The organism is Streptomyces fuscichromogenes, assembly GCF_014645815.1.
Classification (GTDB): domain Bacteria; phylum Actinomycetota; class Actinomycetes; order Streptomycetales; family Streptomycetaceae; genus Streptomyces; species Streptomyces fuscichromogenes.
Genome location: NZ_BMML01000039.1, coordinates 22533 through 37534, shown reverse-complemented (window position 1 = coordinate 37534; position 15002 = coordinate 22533). Strand labels below are relative to the sequence as shown.

At 72.0% G+C, this 15002-nt stretch carries 14 protein-coding genes; 9 read left to right on the top strand and 5 right to left on the bottom strand.

The window, feature by feature from the left end; genetic code table 11:
- The first annotated feature begins 229 nt into the window (after positions 1-229).
- The 5 genes from aroH (at position 230) to der (ending at position 4784) form a co-directional block, all read left to right on the top strand.
- Positions 230-592: a chorismate mutase gene (gene aroH, locus IEZ11_RS46030; protein WP_189269065.1), complete on the top strand. Its 363-nt coding sequence runs from the start codon at positions 230-232 to the stop codon at positions 590-592.
- Complete coding sequence (locus IEZ11_RS46025; protein ID WP_189269064.1) at positions 589-1674, top strand: prephenate dehydrogenase; 1086 nt, start codon at positions 589-591, stop codon at positions 1672-1674. Before aroH ends, IEZ11_RS46025 begins: the two co-directional genes overlap by 4 nt.
- A 96-nt stretch (positions 1675-1770) precedes the next feature.
- Positions 1771-2457: a (d)CMP kinase gene (cmk, locus tag IEZ11_RS46020; RefSeq protein ID WP_189269063.1), complete on the top strand. Its 687-nt coding sequence runs from the start codon at positions 1771-1773 to the stop codon at positions 2455-2457.
- Entirely contained in the window at positions 2415-3098 is a 684-nt protein-coding gene (locus IEZ11_RS46015; protein ID WP_189269062.1) for a lysophospholipid acyltransferase family protein, read from the top strand. The genes cmk and IEZ11_RS46015 overlap by 43 nt, the downstream gene beginning before the upstream one ends.
- Before the next feature lie 201 nt (positions 3099-3299).
- The gene (gene der, locus IEZ11_RS46010) at positions 3300-4784 is read left to right on the top strand and encodes a ribosome biogenesis GTPase Der (RefSeq protein WP_189269061.1); all 1485 of its coding nucleotides are present in this window, start codon (positions 3300-3302) and stop codon (positions 4782-4784) included.
- A gap of 90 nt (positions 4785-4874) precedes the next feature.
- Here der and IEZ11_RS46005 read toward each other — a convergent pair whose 3' ends face one another.
- Positions 4875-5282 (bottom strand): hypothetical protein, encoded by a 408-nt coding sequence (locus IEZ11_RS46005; RefSeq protein WP_189269060.1) that lies wholly within the window; start codon positions 5280-5282, stop codon positions 4875-4877.
- 135 nt (positions 5283-5417) lie between these two features.
- Positions 5418-6200: a DUF8842 C-terminal domain-containing protein gene (locus tag IEZ11_RS46000; protein WP_189269059.1), complete on the bottom strand. Its 783-nt coding sequence runs from the start codon at positions 6198-6200 to the stop codon at positions 5418-5420.
- Between the two features lie 541 nt (positions 6201-6741).
- Between IEZ11_RS46000 and IEZ11_RS45995 the strand changes: the two genes are divergently transcribed.
- On the top strand, positions 6742-7443 hold the full coding sequence (locus IEZ11_RS45995) for a LysM peptidoglycan-binding domain-containing protein (protein WP_189269058.1): 702 nt from the start codon (positions 6742-6744) through the stop codon (positions 7441-7443).
- A gap of 494 nt (positions 7444-7937) precedes the next feature.
- Positions 7938-8153: an I78 family peptidase inhibitor gene (locus IEZ11_RS45990; protein WP_189269057.1), complete on the top strand. Its 216-nt coding sequence runs from the start codon at positions 7938-7940 to the stop codon at positions 8151-8153.
- A 123-nt stretch (positions 8154-8276) separates the two neighbouring features.
- On the opposite strand, the gene IEZ11_RS45985 is transcribed toward IEZ11_RS45990, so the two are convergent.
- Positions 8277-9296, bottom strand: coding sequence for a phosphatase PAP2 family protein (locus IEZ11_RS45985; protein WP_189269056.1), 1020 nt, complete (start codon positions 9294-9296; stop codon positions 8277-8279).
- Between the two features lie 238 nt (positions 9297-9534).
- A complete protein-coding gene (locus IEZ11_RS45980) occupies positions 9535-10836 on the bottom strand; it encodes a glycosyltransferase family 39 protein (RefSeq protein ID WP_189269055.1) in 1302 nt (433 codons plus the stop codon).
- Between the two features lie 294 nt (positions 10837-11130).
- Between IEZ11_RS45980 and IEZ11_RS45975 the strand changes: the two genes are divergently transcribed.
- Positions 11131-12741: an MFS transporter gene (locus tag IEZ11_RS45975; RefSeq protein ID WP_189269054.1), complete on the top strand. Its 1611-nt coding sequence runs from the start codon at positions 11131-11133 to the stop codon at positions 12739-12741.
- A 516-nt stretch (positions 12742-13257) separates the two neighbouring features.
- Positions 13258-14451 carry an acyl-CoA dehydrogenase family protein gene (locus IEZ11_RS45970; protein ID WP_189269053.1) on the top strand — a complete coding sequence of 398 codons (1194 nt, stop codon included), beginning with the start codon at positions 13258-13260 and terminating at the stop codon, positions 14449-14451.
- A gap of 37 nt (positions 14452-14488) precedes the next feature.
- On the opposite strand, the gene IEZ11_RS45965 is transcribed toward IEZ11_RS45970, so the two are convergent.
- Positions 14489-14929 carry a cell division protein SepF gene (locus IEZ11_RS45965; RefSeq protein ID WP_189269052.1) on the bottom strand — a complete coding sequence of 147 codons (441 nt, stop codon included), beginning with the start codon at positions 14927-14929 and terminating at the stop codon, positions 14489-14491.
- Positions 14930-15002 lie beyond the last annotated feature (73 nt).

Sequence of the window (15002 nt, the reverse complement as noted above, 5' to 3'; positions counted from 1 at the left end):
GGCGGACCTCCCCCGGGGCGGGTCTGCCTGCCATCAGAGCGGACCGGCGGGCCCGGCGTAAAGAGGCGCACGGGGGTGTTCCGCCCCAAGTAGCGGAATGGGTGACCAGACGTGACATTGGGGCCAGGGTGAGGCGTGTCTCAGCGGGCGGGCAGGGCGCACGGGCCCGGTACGGGTCTGACTAGGCTGGACGGACCACAGAGATCGACGTCAGAACAGGAGCGGTGCCGTGGCGGTACGAGCGGTCCGGGGGGCCGTCCAGCTGGAGCGGGACGAGGCCGGCCACATGGACGAGCAGGTCGGAGCACTGCTCACCACCGTCCTGGAGCGGAACGGCCTGACCGCCGACGACCTGATCAGCATCTGGTTCACGGCCACCCCAGACCTGCACAGCGACTTCCCGGCCGCCGCCGCGCGGGGGCTCGGCATCGTCGACGTGCCGCTGATCTGCGCCCAGGAGCTGGACATCGCGGGCGCCATGCCCCGCGTCGTACGGATACTCGCGCACATCGAGTCCGACCGGCCCCGGGCCGAGATCAACCACGTCTACCTCGGCGCCGCGGCCGCCCTGCGCAAGGACATCGCCCAGTGAGGACCGCGCTCGTCATCGGTACCGGTCTCATCGGTACGTCCGCCGCGCTCGCCCTCGCCCAGCGGGGCGTCGTCGTCCACCTCGCCGACCACGACCCCGAGCAGGCCCGCACCGCGGCCGCGCTCGGCGCCGGCACCGACGAGACCCCCGACGGACCGGTCGACCTGGCCCTCGTCGCCGCCCCGCCCGCCCATGTGGCAGCCGTCCTCGCGGACGCGATGCACAGGGGCCTGGCCCGCGGCTACGCCGACGTGGCGAGCGTCAAGGGCGGCCCGCGCCGCGAGCTGGAGGCCAGCGGCCTGGACCTGTCGGCGTACATCGGCACGCACCCCATGGCCGGCCGGGAGAAGTCCGGACCGCTCGCGGCCACCGCCGACCTCTTCGAGGGCCGCCCCTGGGTGCTCACCCCGACCCGGGACACCGACACCGAGGTGCTGAACCTCGCCCTGGAGCTGGTCTCGCACTGCCGGGCCCTGCCGGTGGTCATGGACGCCGACGCCCACGACCGGGCGGTGGCGCTGGTCTCCCACATGCCCCACCTGGTCTCCAGCATGGTCGCGGCCCGCCTGGAGCACGCCGACGAGTCGGCCGTACGACTGTGCGGACAGGGCATCCGGGACGTGACCCGGATCGCTGCCTCCGACCCCGGGATGTGGATCGACATCCTCTCCGCGAACCCCGGCCCGGTCGCCGACCTGCTCGCGGACGTCTCCGGGGACCTCGACGAGACGGTGCGCGCCCTGCGCGCCCTGCAGTCCTCGGACGAGGCCAAGCGGCGCGAGGGCGGCGCGGGCATCGAGGACGTGCTGCGCCGGGGCAACGCCGGCCAGGTGCGGGTACCCGGCAAGCACGGCTCGGCGCCGCGGGTGTACGACGTCGTGGCGGTACTCATCGACGACCAGCCCGGCCAGCTGGCCCGGATCTTCGCGGACGCCGGCGCGGTCGGGGTCAACATCGAGGACGTGCGGATCGAGCACGCGACCGGTCAGCAGGCCGGTCACGTCCAGCTCTGGGTGGAGCCGAAGGCGGTACCCGTGCTCACGTCGGCGCTGCGGGACCGGGGCTGGGCACTGCGGCAGTAGCGCTGAAAACGGCGGTCCCGGGGGCCGGTAACCTTGTGCGGGGCGCACCGCCGCCCGCACACCACCCACCACCCTGCACCCGGAAGGTGTCCCCCCGTGGAAAACGGCGCCGCAAAGCCCGTGATTGTCGCGATCGACGGCCCCTCGGGCACCGGCAAGTCGAGCACGTCCAAGGCCGTGGCCGAGCAACTCGGCCTGAGCTACCTGGACACCGGCGCCCAGTACCGGGCCATCACCTGGTGGATGGTGACCAGCGGCATCGACCTCACCGACCCGACCGCGATCGCCGCGGTGGCCGGCAAGCCGGAGATCGTCTCGGGGACCGACCCGGTCAAGCCGACGATCACCGTCGACGGCGTGGACGTCTCCGGCCCGATCCGCACCGAGGAGGTCACCTCGAAGGTCAGCGCGGTCAGCGCGGTGCCCGAGGTGCGGACCCGGATCAGCGAGCTCCAGCGGTCGCTGGCCCGCGCCGCCGCGGACGGCATCGTCGTCGAGGGCCGGGACATCGGCACCACCGTGCTGCCCGACGCCGACCTCAAGGTCTTCCTCACCGCCTCCCCGGAGGCCCGCGCGGCCCGCCGCAGCGGCGAGCTGAAGGGCGCCGACGTCAACGCCACCCGCGAGGCCCTGGTCAAGCGGGACGCGGCCGACTCCTCCCGCAAGACCTCGCCGCTCGCCAAGGCCGGCGACGCGGTCGAGGTGGACACCACCGAGCTGACCCTGGCCCAGGTCATCGAGTGCGTCGTCACCCTCGTCGAGGAGAAGCGGGCCGCGAAGTGAGCGTTCCGTCGCAGCGGGGCGCCGAGACCGGACGGCGCATCGGGGTCGGCCTGATGTACGGGCTGTGGAAGCCGCGCGTGCTCGGCGCCTGGAAGCTGCCCGCGCACGGCCCGGCGATCCTCGCCGTGAACCACTCCCACAACATCGACGGCCCGATGGTCATGGGCGTGTCGCCCCGGCCGACGCACTTCCTCATCAAGAAGGAGGCGTTCATCGGGCCGCTGGACCCCTTCCTGACCGGGATCGGGCAGCTGAAGGTGGACCGGCAGTCCGCCGACCGCACGGCGATCACCCGGGCGCTCGGCGTCCTGGAGGCCGGGGGAGTGCTCGGCATCTTCCCCGAGGGCAGCCGGGGCGACGGCGACTTCGCCGCGCTGCGCGCGGGACTGGCCTACTTCGCGGTGCGCTCCGGGGCGCCCATCGTCCCGGTGGCCGTGCTGGGAAGCTCCGAGCGGCGGGGACGGTTGATAAAGGGGCTGCCCCCGCTGCGCTCCCGCGTCGACGTGGTCTTCGGCGACCCCTTCGAGGCGGGCGACGGCACCGGCCGGCGCACCCGCAAGGCCCTGGACGAGGCCACCGAGCGCATCCAGAAGCAGCTCGCCGGCCACCTGGAAAACGCCAGGCGTCTGACCGGACGCTAGGGCCTGTCCGGCGGATCAGGTCGGAGAAAAGCAGCGGTGCCCATTACTCTCGGGTGAGCGGGCGTGCCACACCCCCGCGTCTCCGGCATGATCCGCCGGACAGGCCCTAGGGCGACACTGAGTAGTGGATCACCCCATATGGGAGCCCATGACGGGGTGCGGTCCACCGATCACCACGATGAACGACGAGGTACGGACTTCATGAACGACCACATCCAGCCCGGCGACTCGGCTGAGCACGAGTACGACCACGGGGCGCTCGGCGACGCCGAGTACGCGGAGTTCATGGAGCTCGCCGCGGAAGAGGGCTTCGACATCGAGGATGTCGAGGGTGCCATCGAGGCGGCCGGCCACGGCCCGCTGCCCGTGCTCGCCGTCGTCGGCCGCCCGAACGTCGGCAAGTCGACTCTGGTCAACCGCATCATCGGGCGCCGCGAGGCCGTCGTCGAGGACAAGCCCGGTGTCACCCGGGACCGGGTGACCTACGAGGCCGAGTGGGCGGGCCGCCGCTTCAAGGTCGTCGACACCGGCGGCTGGGAGCAGGACGTCCTCGGCATCGACGCCTCCGTGGCGGCCCAGGCCGAGTACGCGATCGAGGCCGCCGACGCGGTCGTCTTCGTCGTCGACGCCAAGGTGGGCGCGACCGACACCGACGAGGCGGTCGTACGCCTGCTGCGCAAGGCCGGCAAGCCGGTCGTGCTGGCCGCGAACAAGGTCGACGGTCCCAGCGGCGAGGCCGACGCCTCCTACCTCTGGTCCCTCGGTCTCGGCGAGCCGCACCCCGTCTCCGCCCTGCACGGCCGCGGCACCGGCGACATGCTCGACGCCGTCCTGGAGGCGCTGCCCGAGGCGCCCGAGCAGACCTTCGGCGGCCCCGGCGTCGGCGGCCCCCGCCGGATCGCCCTCATCGGCCGCCCGAACGTCGGCAAGTCCTCCCTCCTCAACAAGGTGGCGGGCGAGGAGCGCGTCGTCGTCAACGAGATCGCCGGCACCACCCGCGACCCGGTCGACGAGCTGATCGAACTCGGCGGCATCACCTGGAAGTTCGTCGACACCGCCGGCATCCGCAAGCGCGTCCACCTCCAGCAGGGCGCCGACTACTACGCCTCGCTGCGCACCGCGGCGGCGGTGGAGAAGGCCGAGGTCGCGGTCATCCTGATCGACGCCTCCGAGAACATCTCGGTGCAGGACCAGCGCATCGTCACCATGGCCGTCGAGGCGGGCCGCGCGGTCGTCCTCGCCTTCAACAAGTGGGACACCCTCGACGAGGAGCGCCGCTACTACCTCGAACGCGAGATCGAGACCGAGCTCGGCCAGGTCGCCTGGGCGCCCCGTGTCAACGTCTCCGCGCGCACCGGCCGGCACATGGAGAAGCTGGTCCCCGCCATCGAGACCGCCCTCGCCGGCTGGGAGACCCGCGTCCCCACCGGCCGCCTCAACGCCTTCCTCGGCGAGCTGGTCTCGGCCCACCCGCACCCGGTCCGGGGCGGCAAGCAGCCGCGCATCCTGTTCGGCACCCAGGCGGGCACCAAGCCGCCGCGGTTCGTCCTGTTCGCCTCCGGCTTCATCGAGGCGGGCTACCGCCGCTTCATCGAGCGCCGGCTGCGCGAGGAGTTCGGCTTCGAGGGCACGCCGATCCATATCTCCGTGCGGGTGCGTGAGAAGCGCGGCGCGAAGAAGAAGTGACCGTACGGGTGAGGGGCGGCCATCGCTGACGATGGCCGCCCCTCACCCGTGATCTGTCACGTCTCACCCGTGATCTGTCACGTCGATCTGTCACATCCCCCGGCGCGGGCCCGGCGGAAGCGCCGCCGGGACCGGTGTCATCCCGGTCTCCTGGGCCTGCCCGAGCGTCCCGACCCGCTGCCACTGCGGCGGCTGCGGCTGCCCGCCGCCGTTCCGGGCGCTGTAGGCACCGGCGCTGTACGCGCTGTACGAACTCCCTCCGTACGACCCCAGGCCGTGGGTGCCGGTACTGAACGGGGTGGTCCCGAAGGCGACGAACCCCATCGACTCCTCACCGCTGCGATCACCCGGCAGCGTACGGAAGCTCTTGACCCACTCCGCGTAGAGCGCGTCGTAGATCGGCGTGGCCGAGATCCCGCCCGGGGCCTCCTGAGCCGTCCGAGCAGCGGGAACGGCGGAGAAGGACGGCCGGTGGGGAGGAAGGTCGTATGCGTGCACGTATGTCCAAACGACCGGATTCTTGAAGAGATGCGGCCCGCGGTTTTGCTTTTGGGGGCGCGGGGAACTGCGCGAGCAACCGCGACGCTGCCGCAGTCGCGATCCGGACCGCAGCCCCTGCCCCCTGGGCGCCCCTCAGATCCCCGCGAGCGGCAGCGCCGCCGCCACCAGCTTCCCGTTCGCCGCCGCCTTGTCGATCGCGTCGCGCAGCAGGTCCTCCCGCGGCTGCCGCCCGATCGACCCCACCGGCGCCGCGAACATCAGCACCTGCTGGTGCTTGTTGGCGGCCGCCCGCCATCCGTCGGTCACCTGCAGCGGCTGGTGCGCCTGCCACCACGCCACCGGCTGCCCGCCGGTCGGGCCCGGCTGCAGCACCGCGTGCAGCTGACCCACCGCCAGCAGCACCGACCACCCGTGCAGCACCGGCGGCACCGAGGTCAGCTCCGGCACCGGCATGAAGCCCTGCTCGATGAGGAGCGGCAGGAAGTCGTCGCCCACCCCGTCCGTGCCCGGCCGCACGATCGGCGAGGTCGGCTCCACGACCAGCGCGGGGTGCAACTCCCCGGCGATCAGCACGAGTCCGCTGGTGACCCCGAGCACCGCCTGCTCGGGCACGGACTTCTGCGGGCCGCCGGGCGCGCTGTCGCCGTTGATGGAGCGGACCGCGCCCTGCAGCTGCTCCTCGGTGACCTGGACGACCTGCGAGGGCAGGCAGGTGGCGTGGGCGAAGGCGAGGACGGCGGTCTCGTCGCCGATGAACAGGACGGTGCTGGTGCGCTCCTGTTCGGAGTCGCCCGGGGTGCGGCAGGACGTGCAGTCGTAGCTGCCGGGGGCGTTGTCTCCGGCGAGCAGCCGGTCGGCTTCTTCGTCGCCGATCTCGGCTCGTACCTCGTCGCTGACGTCGAGCATGCGCGGCACGGTGGCTCCCTCGGGATGCGGTGCGTGAAGGCCCGGGTGGCTCCCGGTCCGTGAGCCCCCGGGGTCGCGGGCTCATGAAGAAGACAACGGGCGATCTGTGGTGGGGGTCACGCATGGGAGGGATCGGGATCGAACCATCCGCTGCACAGGGTCACTCCTGGTGCGGAATCCGGCACTCCCCGTCAACTCCTCGCAAGTCAAAGGAGTTTGACACGGTGAAGTGAATCACAGATCCGTCGAACCCATGGTCGACAAATCACGAAATCAGGGAATGTAGTGGGTGGCCGGAAATCGCCGCTACCCACGGTAACATCGAACTGGCCTGGCCCGACAGGGAGTTGGTTGATTTCGGGCGTTCCCGATCCCTAGATTCCTCCGCCGTGTGCAGCGAGCACCGCTCGGGAACGTCCGCCGGCCGACACCAGGCAGAGCACCACCGCAGTACCGGCCGCGGCGGACGGGGCGAGCGCGAGGAACCGCGTCCATTGCGCGGGGACCGCGTCCCGCCTGGGGGACCCCGGGTATGTGGAGAGGGAAATACATGTCCGAGTGTGCCGATACCACCCGTGAGACCGCCGCGAAGAACGGCTCCCGCAAGGGCCGCACGACGGCCGCCCTGGCCGGAGCGGCACTGCTCGCCCCGCTGGGCCTGCTGGCAGCCACCGGCAACGCCACGGCGGCGGACAACGGAGTATGGGACCGCATCGCCCAGTGCGAGAGCGGCGGCAACTGGCACATCAACACCGGCAACGGCTACTACGGCGGACTCCAGTTCTCCGCCTCCACCTGGCGCGCGTACGGCGGCACCGCCTACGCGTCGACGGCCGACCAGGCCTCCAGGGAAGCGCAGATAGCCGTCGCCACCAAGGTCCAGCACGCCCAGGGCTGGAACGCGTGGCCGGTCTGCTCGGCGCGGGCCGGGGCGACCGGTTCGGCGCCCGAGAGCGCCTCGGTGACCACGAAGAGCACCACGGAGTCGGCGACGAAGTCGTCGAAGTCGTCGAAGTCGTCGACCACGTCGGCCACCAGGAAGTCGGCCCCTGCCGTGAAGGCGCCGCAGCGCCCGGCGGACCACACCGGCCGCACCTCGTCCGGGGACGGCTACACCGTCCGCGAGGGCGACACCCTGAGCGGCATCGCCGAGCGGCACGGCACCAGCTGGCAGCGCCTCTACGCCGCCAACAAGGCCGTCATCGGCGACGACCCGAACCTCATCATGCCCGGGCAGCGCCTCGCGCTCTGACGCGAACCCCCGCCCCCGCACCGCCCTGCCCCGCCCGGTCCGACCGGTCGGGGCCCGGTGCGTTTTGGGAGGCATGTACATGCTTTGAATGGGGGAGCGGGTCCGGATGTGAGGGCGATTCATGTACGGACGGCACGCTTCGAGTTCACGCCGCCGCAACCCCGGTCCGGCCCGCGCGCTACGGGGGTTCTGTGCCGAAGCGGTGAATCTCTTATGCGGTGTCAGCTTCGCCGCCGGCCACCGGAATCGGAATGGAATGCACGCGCCGGAGCGCCCCGGATCCCCGCGGCCGGTTCTTTTCGGCGGCTTTTCGGAAGACCCGACCGGCATCGGGGAATTGCGCTCGAATGCGCCGGGAAGGCCCATGGAACCGCTCGAACGTGTGACGGTGTTCGACCGAAACGCGTGTGGTGGTTCTGTGACAGAAGCGTGACCGGAGGCGGACGTGCGGCTTCGGCTTCCGTCTCCGCCGCAAGCGGCCTAGCGTGGGCCGCATGGCACCGGACACCGCTCCGCCGACGGAGCCCCAGGACAGCCCGCAAGGGTACGTAGGCCTCGACGCGGGCGACGCGGAACGGTTCGCCCGGCAACGGGGATGGACGACCGTGCGCTCGCTGCCGCCGGGCGCGATCATCACCATGGAGTACCGGATGGGGCGGCTCAACTTCGAGGTGCGCGACGGCGTCGTGACGCGCGCCTGGAAGGGCTGACCGTACGACGGCGAAGGCCCCGGTCCCCCGCTGGGGGGACCGGGGCCTTCGCCGTGCCGGGGGCGCTGGTGCGTACCTGACCCCGCTGTCGTGCTCCGCGCCGCGGTGCCGGAGGCGCGGCCGTCAGCCGCCCGTCACCGGGCGGGCCGCCTGGGCGGCGGTGCCGCGCGGCTGCCGTTCGGGGTGCGGCGGGCGGCGGCTGCCCGCCGGGGTCACCGGGGTGCGCTCCGAGCGGGCGGTGTGCGGGCCGGGTGCCAGATGGATCGGGGCCCTGGGCGAGTGGGCCAGGGAGACCGGCTCGCGTTCCGGCGTGGTCTGCTCGACGGACGCCGGGCGCGGCTTGAGGAGCACGGGCACCGGGACCGGCGCGGGTGCCGTGCTGCCGAGGCGGTCGCGCCAGCGGTCGCGCAGGTCGAAGAGCGCGGTCTCGGCGCGGGCGATGAACGGCTCGCACCACGGCAGCGCCAGCAGGATCAGCAGTCCGGCGGCCCAGCCCAGCAACACGTCGCTCAGCCAGTGCGTACCGAGGTAGACGGTGGACATGCCGACGCCGAGCGAGGTGACGGCCGAGGCCGCGGAGAGCCAGCGGCGGGCTCTCGGGGTGGAGGCCAGATATGCCAGAATTCCCCAGGTCACCACCGCGTTGGCGGTGTGTCCGCTGGGGAATATATCGCCGCCCAGGCCCATCTCGTTCGAGCCGATGACGGTCGCGTAGTGCGGTCCGAGACGTCCCATGCCGAGCTTGGCCGCGCCGACCGTGATGTTGAGCAGCAGCAGGGAGGCGCCGAGCGTCAGCAGCGGGCGCAGGGTGTGCTGCCGCCACGAACGCCAGCCCAGCCAGGCCGCGACCATCACGGCCGTCGGGCCGCGCTGGCCGAGGACCACGTAGTAGTCGACGAACCAGTGGATCCCCGCCCACTGCTGGTACGGCCGGAAGAACATGACCTGCCAGTCGAGCCGGACCAGCCACGACGTGATCACGACGGCCCACACGATCGCCAGGTAGAAGGCGAGGGTCGCGGTGAACAACACGACCCGGTGCCGGCTCATCTTCGGCACATCAATGTGGGCCGGCCGTTCCGGCTCACGGTCCAGCCTGGCGAACACCCGGTCCAGACGGGTGAGGTTTCGTTCGGTACGCACCCAATCGACGTTACAGCGAGTGAGCTCTGTTCCCGGTCGAAACAGCGGCTTTGTGATGACGATGTGATGTGGGAAACCTCTCAGGAGGTCTCCGAATTCTAAGGATTCCGTAATCCTCGGCGGGTCCGCCCTTCAATTCCTTTGATCATGTCGGGTCGCCGTTTTATGGCACTTATGAATTCGTTAACCAAAGCATGGGGTGGAATTCTCCGGCTGCTCATCGGGATCATCGGAATGATCATGGAGGTCCGGAGCCGTTCAGCCAGAACGCGCCATAGACCGCCGAGATCACCGCGACACCCGCCGTGACCAGCGCCGATCTGCTGGTGCGCAGCCGGGCGAGGGCTCGGGCGAGCGGCAGCAGCACCGGGAAGGCCGGCATCAGCAGCCTCGGCTTGGACCCGAAGTAGCTCGACGCGCACAGCGCGAGTGCGAGGACGACACCCGTGTAGACCAGCAGGGGGAGCGGTTGCCGCTGGCGGACGCCGGTCACGTAGAGCCACAGCAGAAGGGCGACGCCGAGGACCAGGCCGGCTCCGGCCGCGGCGGACGGAAATGACGTGAACTTGTCGGCGACGAAGCGTGCGAACGCCTGGCCGCCGTCGAAGCCGTTGCGCCAGCCCGCCTGGACGTCCAGGTAGCCGAGCGGGCCCTTGCCGGTGCGGTGGCCGACCCACAGCACATAGGCGGCGGCGCCGACGGAGGCGAGGAGCATGCCGAGGAGGCGGCGCCAGGGAGGGGGCGTGGCGGTGGTGACATAGGGGGCGCGTGTTGCATGGGGTGCGCCGGTTGGTCGCGGGGCGCGCCGGGCGTGGGCAGCGCTGGGCGCCTCGGGGGCGTGTTCGCCGAGGCGCGCGCCGCCCGGCTGGTCCCCACCACGGTCCCGCGCGCCGCCGCTTCGATCCGCCACGAACGAGACCACCCCGGCCGCCCACACCGCCGCCACCACGGCGAGCCCCACCGGCCGGGTCAGCCCCGCCAGCGCGGCCAGCGCCCCGGCGGTCACCCAGCGGCCGGTCAGCACGGCGTACAGCGACCACGCGGCCAGGGCGGTGAACAGCGACTCGCTGTACGCCATCGACTGCACGACCCCCACCGGCAGCACGGCCCACAGCAGCACCGCGCAGACCCCCACCCGCGGCCCGTACACGAAGTCCGCGACCGCGAAGATCCCCCAGGACGCGGCCAGCGAGGCGAGCAGACTCACCGTGAAGCCGGCGTCGGCGTACGACAGGGGCGCGAGCGCGTGCAGCAGGCGCTCCAGCCACGGAAGCAGCGGGAAGAAGGCCAGGTTGGAGTGGACGTCGCCGTTCGGCAGCCGCACCTGGTAGCCGTAGCCCAGTTCGGCGACCCGGGTGTACCACAGCGAGTCCCAGCGAGCCGTGAGCAAGGTGTAGGCGCTCTTGCCGCGTGCCGCGCTCCATCCGGCCAGCACCACCAGGCCGAGGGCGCGCACGCCCGCGTACCCGAGCAGGGCCGGCGCCGCCCGGCGCAGGGTAGGGGCGCGGGGTGCCGTCACCGGCGTCTCAAGATCGGTCACGGGCTCGATTATCGACGGGCCGCGGAACCGCCGGGTTCGCGCGGGCGTGATGCGAAGCGGGGGCGACGGCGGGGGCGATGCGGGGGTGGTGGCGGGGCCGTGGTGTACGCCACACGAGTTCTCCGGAGAGTGTGAGAGGTCCGCCACGTGCCCCCGGAACGAACTCGCGTACGCTGACTCGTCACTCGCGTTCGTATGCGCGGGCCGGAGACCCCGCTCCTCTCCGGCCGTACGGCGGGCAGTCCCCACCCCGTCCGTCCGCCGCACGCGAGGGACCATCTGGGAGGTACGTACATGTCCGGGACGACGACGGCCGCCGTACGACCGCGCCGCCGGGCGGTCTCCGGGGCCGGGGCCGGTGCCAACCGCTGGGTCGTCCTCGTCGTCCTCTGCGTCAGCCTGCTGCTGGTCGCCCTCGACGCGACCGTGCTGCATGTCGCGGTGCCCGCCGTCACCGAGGACCTCAATCCCGGTGCCATCGAGCTGCTCTGGATCGTCGACGTCTACCCGCTGGTCTGCGCCTCGCTGCTGATCCTGTTCGGCACGCTCGGCGACCGGGTGGGCCGGCGGCGCGTCCTGCTCCTCGGCTACGCCCTGTTCGGCGTCGCCTCCGCGGCGGCCGCGCTCGCGCCGAGCGCGGCGGCGCTGATCGGGGCCCGGGCGCTGCTCGGCGTCGGCGGAGCGATGATCATGCCGGCCACCCTCTCCATCCTCCGGCAGGTCTTCCCCGACCGCCGTGAACGGGCCCTGGCCATCGGCATCTGGAGCGCGGTGGCGGCGGTCGGCGCGGCCGTCGGCCCCCTCCTCGGCGGCCTTCTCCTCGAACACTTCTGGTGGGGCTCGGTCTTCCTGGTCAACATCCCGCTGATGCTGGTGAGCCTCCCGGTGGGACGGCTTCTCCTCCCCGAGTCGCACGGCGAGCGCGACGGTCCCTGGGACGTGGTCGGCGCGCTGCTGGCGGCGGCCGGTCTGTTCGGCGTGGTGTTCGCCGTGAAGCGCCTCGGCGGCGGCGAACCGGCGGACAGCGCGCTGACGGTGGCGCCGCTGGTGCTGGGCGCGCTGTTCCTGGCGCTCTTCGCGCGACGGCAACGGCGGCGGGCGTTCCCGCTGGTGGACCTGCGGATGTTCGCGCGGCCCGCGTTCAGTACGGCGGTCGGCTGCATCGTGCTGGCGATGCTGGCGCTGGTGGGCCTTGAGCTGATCGCCGCGCAGTACCTGCAACTGGTGCTCGGCCTCTCGCCGTTGCAGACGGGGCTACGACTGCTGCCGCTGACGCTCGCCGCGATGGCGGCGGGGCTGGCCGGGGCGCGGCTGCTGCGGCGCTTCGGGCCGCGCCGGATGGTGTGCTTCGGCTTCTCCCTGACCGCGGCGGCGGTGCTGACGCTGACCGCGATGGGCGGGGCGGACAACGCGGGCCTGCTGCTGGTCGGCTTCCTGCTGCTCGGCTTCGGCCTGGAGACGACGCTCTTCGGGGCGTACGAGTCGATGCTCAGCGAGGCGCCGGCGGCGCAGGCGGGTGGGGCGGCGGCGATCGGCGAGACGTCGTACCAGCTGGGGGCGGGTATCGGGATCGCGCTTCTCGGCAGTGTGATGAACGCGGCGTACGCGCCGGGGCTGGCGGACGTGCCGGGGGTGCCGGCGTCGGCGTCCGTGTCGGCGGGGCATTCGCTGGGCGAGGCGTACCAGGTCGCCGACCGGCTGGGCGGGCCGGCCGGGTCGGCGTTGCGCCGGGCGGCGCGGGACTCCTTCGTGCACGGCCTGCATGTGACGCTGCTGGTGAGCGCGGGTCTGCTGTTGCTGGGGGCGGCGATGGCGCTGCGCCTGCCGCGGGTCATGCAGTGCGAGACACCTCCGGTGGAGGTCCCCGCCCCCCGGGAACCTTCCCGCTCCCGCGTCTCGGCGTGACCCCACCCCTCCCCCACCCACGCACCACCCGCGCGGGTCGGGAGAGGGGTGGGCCGACCTGTGGGGCCGGTGCGCCGTCGGCGGCTGACCCTCGTCTTCCCCGTCCGCGCGCCGTCTGTGCGGGTCGGGAGAGGGGTGGGCCGACCTGCGGGGGTGGTGCGCCGTCGGCGGGTGGCCCCGTGTCTTCCCCGTCCGCGCGCCGTCTGTGCGGGGCGGGGGAGAGAGGTGGGCCGACTCGCGGGAGCGGTGCGGCGTCGGTGGGTGCGGGTCAGGGCTTTGCCCGCCCAGGCGCCGCCCGTGCGGGTTGGGGGAGGGGTGGGTCGACCTGTGGGGGTGGTGCGCCGGTGCCGGTGGGGGGGATCCGTCCTGGGCCGGTCTTCTGGGGCCGGCGGTGAGGTGCTCGCACGGGAGGCGTTTGCCCTGTCGGTTGCTCGTGTGGGTGGTGCGTGGGTGGGAGAACGGGGAGACTGCGCTTAACCTGTTGTAACTAGCGGTGCTAGTTTTAGGGAGGGCTCAATGTCCGCGTCCGTGAAGTTGCCCCCGTTCGACGCCGGTGATCCGCTCGGGATCGACGATCTTCTGGAGCCGGAGGATCTCGCCGTGCGGGAGACCGTGCGGAGCTGGGCGGCCGATCGGGTGCTGCCGTTCGTCGCCGAGTGGTACGAGAGCGGGGAGCTGCCCGGTGTCCGGGAGCTCGCCAAGGAGCTCGGGTCCATCGGGGCGCTCGGGATGTCGCTCGACGGGTACGGGTGCGCCGGCGCGTCCGCCGTGCAGTACGGGCTCGCCTGCCTGGAGCTGGAGGCCGCGGACTCGGGTGTCCGGTCGCTCGTGTCCGTCCAGGGATCGCTCGCCATGTACGCCGTCCACCGCTTCGGGAGCGAGGAACAGAAGCAGCGCTGGCTGCCGGGCATGGCCGCCGGTGACGTCATCGGGTGCTTCGGGCTCACCGAGCCGGACCACGGGTCCGACCCCGCCGCCATGCGGACCCACGCCCGGCGCGACGCCGGCGGCGACTGGGTGCTCAGCGGACGGAAGATGTGGATCACCAACGGCTCGGTGGCGGGCGTCGCCGTCGTGTGGGCGCAGACCGACAACGGGATCCGGGGGTTCGTCGTCCCCACCGACACGCCCGGGTTCTCGGCGCCCGAGATCAAGCACAAGTGGTCGCTGCGGGCGAGTGTCACCAGTGAGCTGGTGATGGATGATGTGCGGCTGCCCGCTGATGCCGTGCTGCCCGAGGTCGTCGGGCTCAAGGGGCCGCTCAGCTGTCTCTCGCACGCCCGGTACGGGATCGTGTGGGGCGCTATGGGCGCGGCCCGTACCTGCTTCGAGACGGCCGTCGACTACGCGAAGTCGCGGGAGCAGTTCGGTCGGCCCATCGGCGGCTTCCAGCTCACCCAGGCCAAACTCGCCGACATGGCGGTCGAACTGCACAAGGGGATCCTGCTCGCCCATCACCTGGGGCGGCGGATGGATGCCGGCCGCCTGCGTCCCGAGCAGGTCAGCTTCGGCAAGCTCAACAACGTACGGGAGGCCATCGAGATCTGCCGTACGGCGCGGACGATCCTGGGCGCCAACGGGATCTCGCTGGAGTACCCCGTGATGCGGCACGCGACCAACCTGGAGTCGGTGCTCACCTACGAGGGCACCGTCGAGATGCACCAGCTGGTGCTGGGCAAGGCACTCACCGGACTCGACGCCTTCCGGTGAACCCCGCCCGGGGGCAGGGCCGGTGAGCGGCCCTGCCTCAGCTCTGGTTGAAGAAGCCGTCCTCCCGGCGCCTGGCCGGCTCGCCGTTGACGATCTCGGTGTTGGCGGGCGTCAGCAGGAAGACCCGGTTGGCGACCCGCTCGATGGTGCCGCGCAGACCGAAGGTCAGCCCGGCCGCGAAGTCGACGACCCGCTTGGCGTCGCCCGGCTCCATGGCCGTGAGGTTCACGATGACCGGCACACCCTCACGGAACAGCTCACCGAGTGCGCGGGCGTCCCGGAAGCTGTCCGGGGTGACCGTGCCGATCCGGCGGCCCTTCTCCTCGGCGGTGTCCGAGGCCACCTTGACCCGGGGGTCGGTGACCCAGGCGTCCCCGGGCTGCTCGGTCCCCTCGGAGTAGTCGTCGTCGTAGTAGCGCTCGTCATCGTTGTCGTCGACGAGGCCAAGCCAGGCACTCGCCTTGCGTACCGATCCCATGGACGCCTCCTCTCACAGCGGTCTTTCTTGCTTCCGCATCCCTATCGTCGTCCATGATGCGGATGGTGCGCCA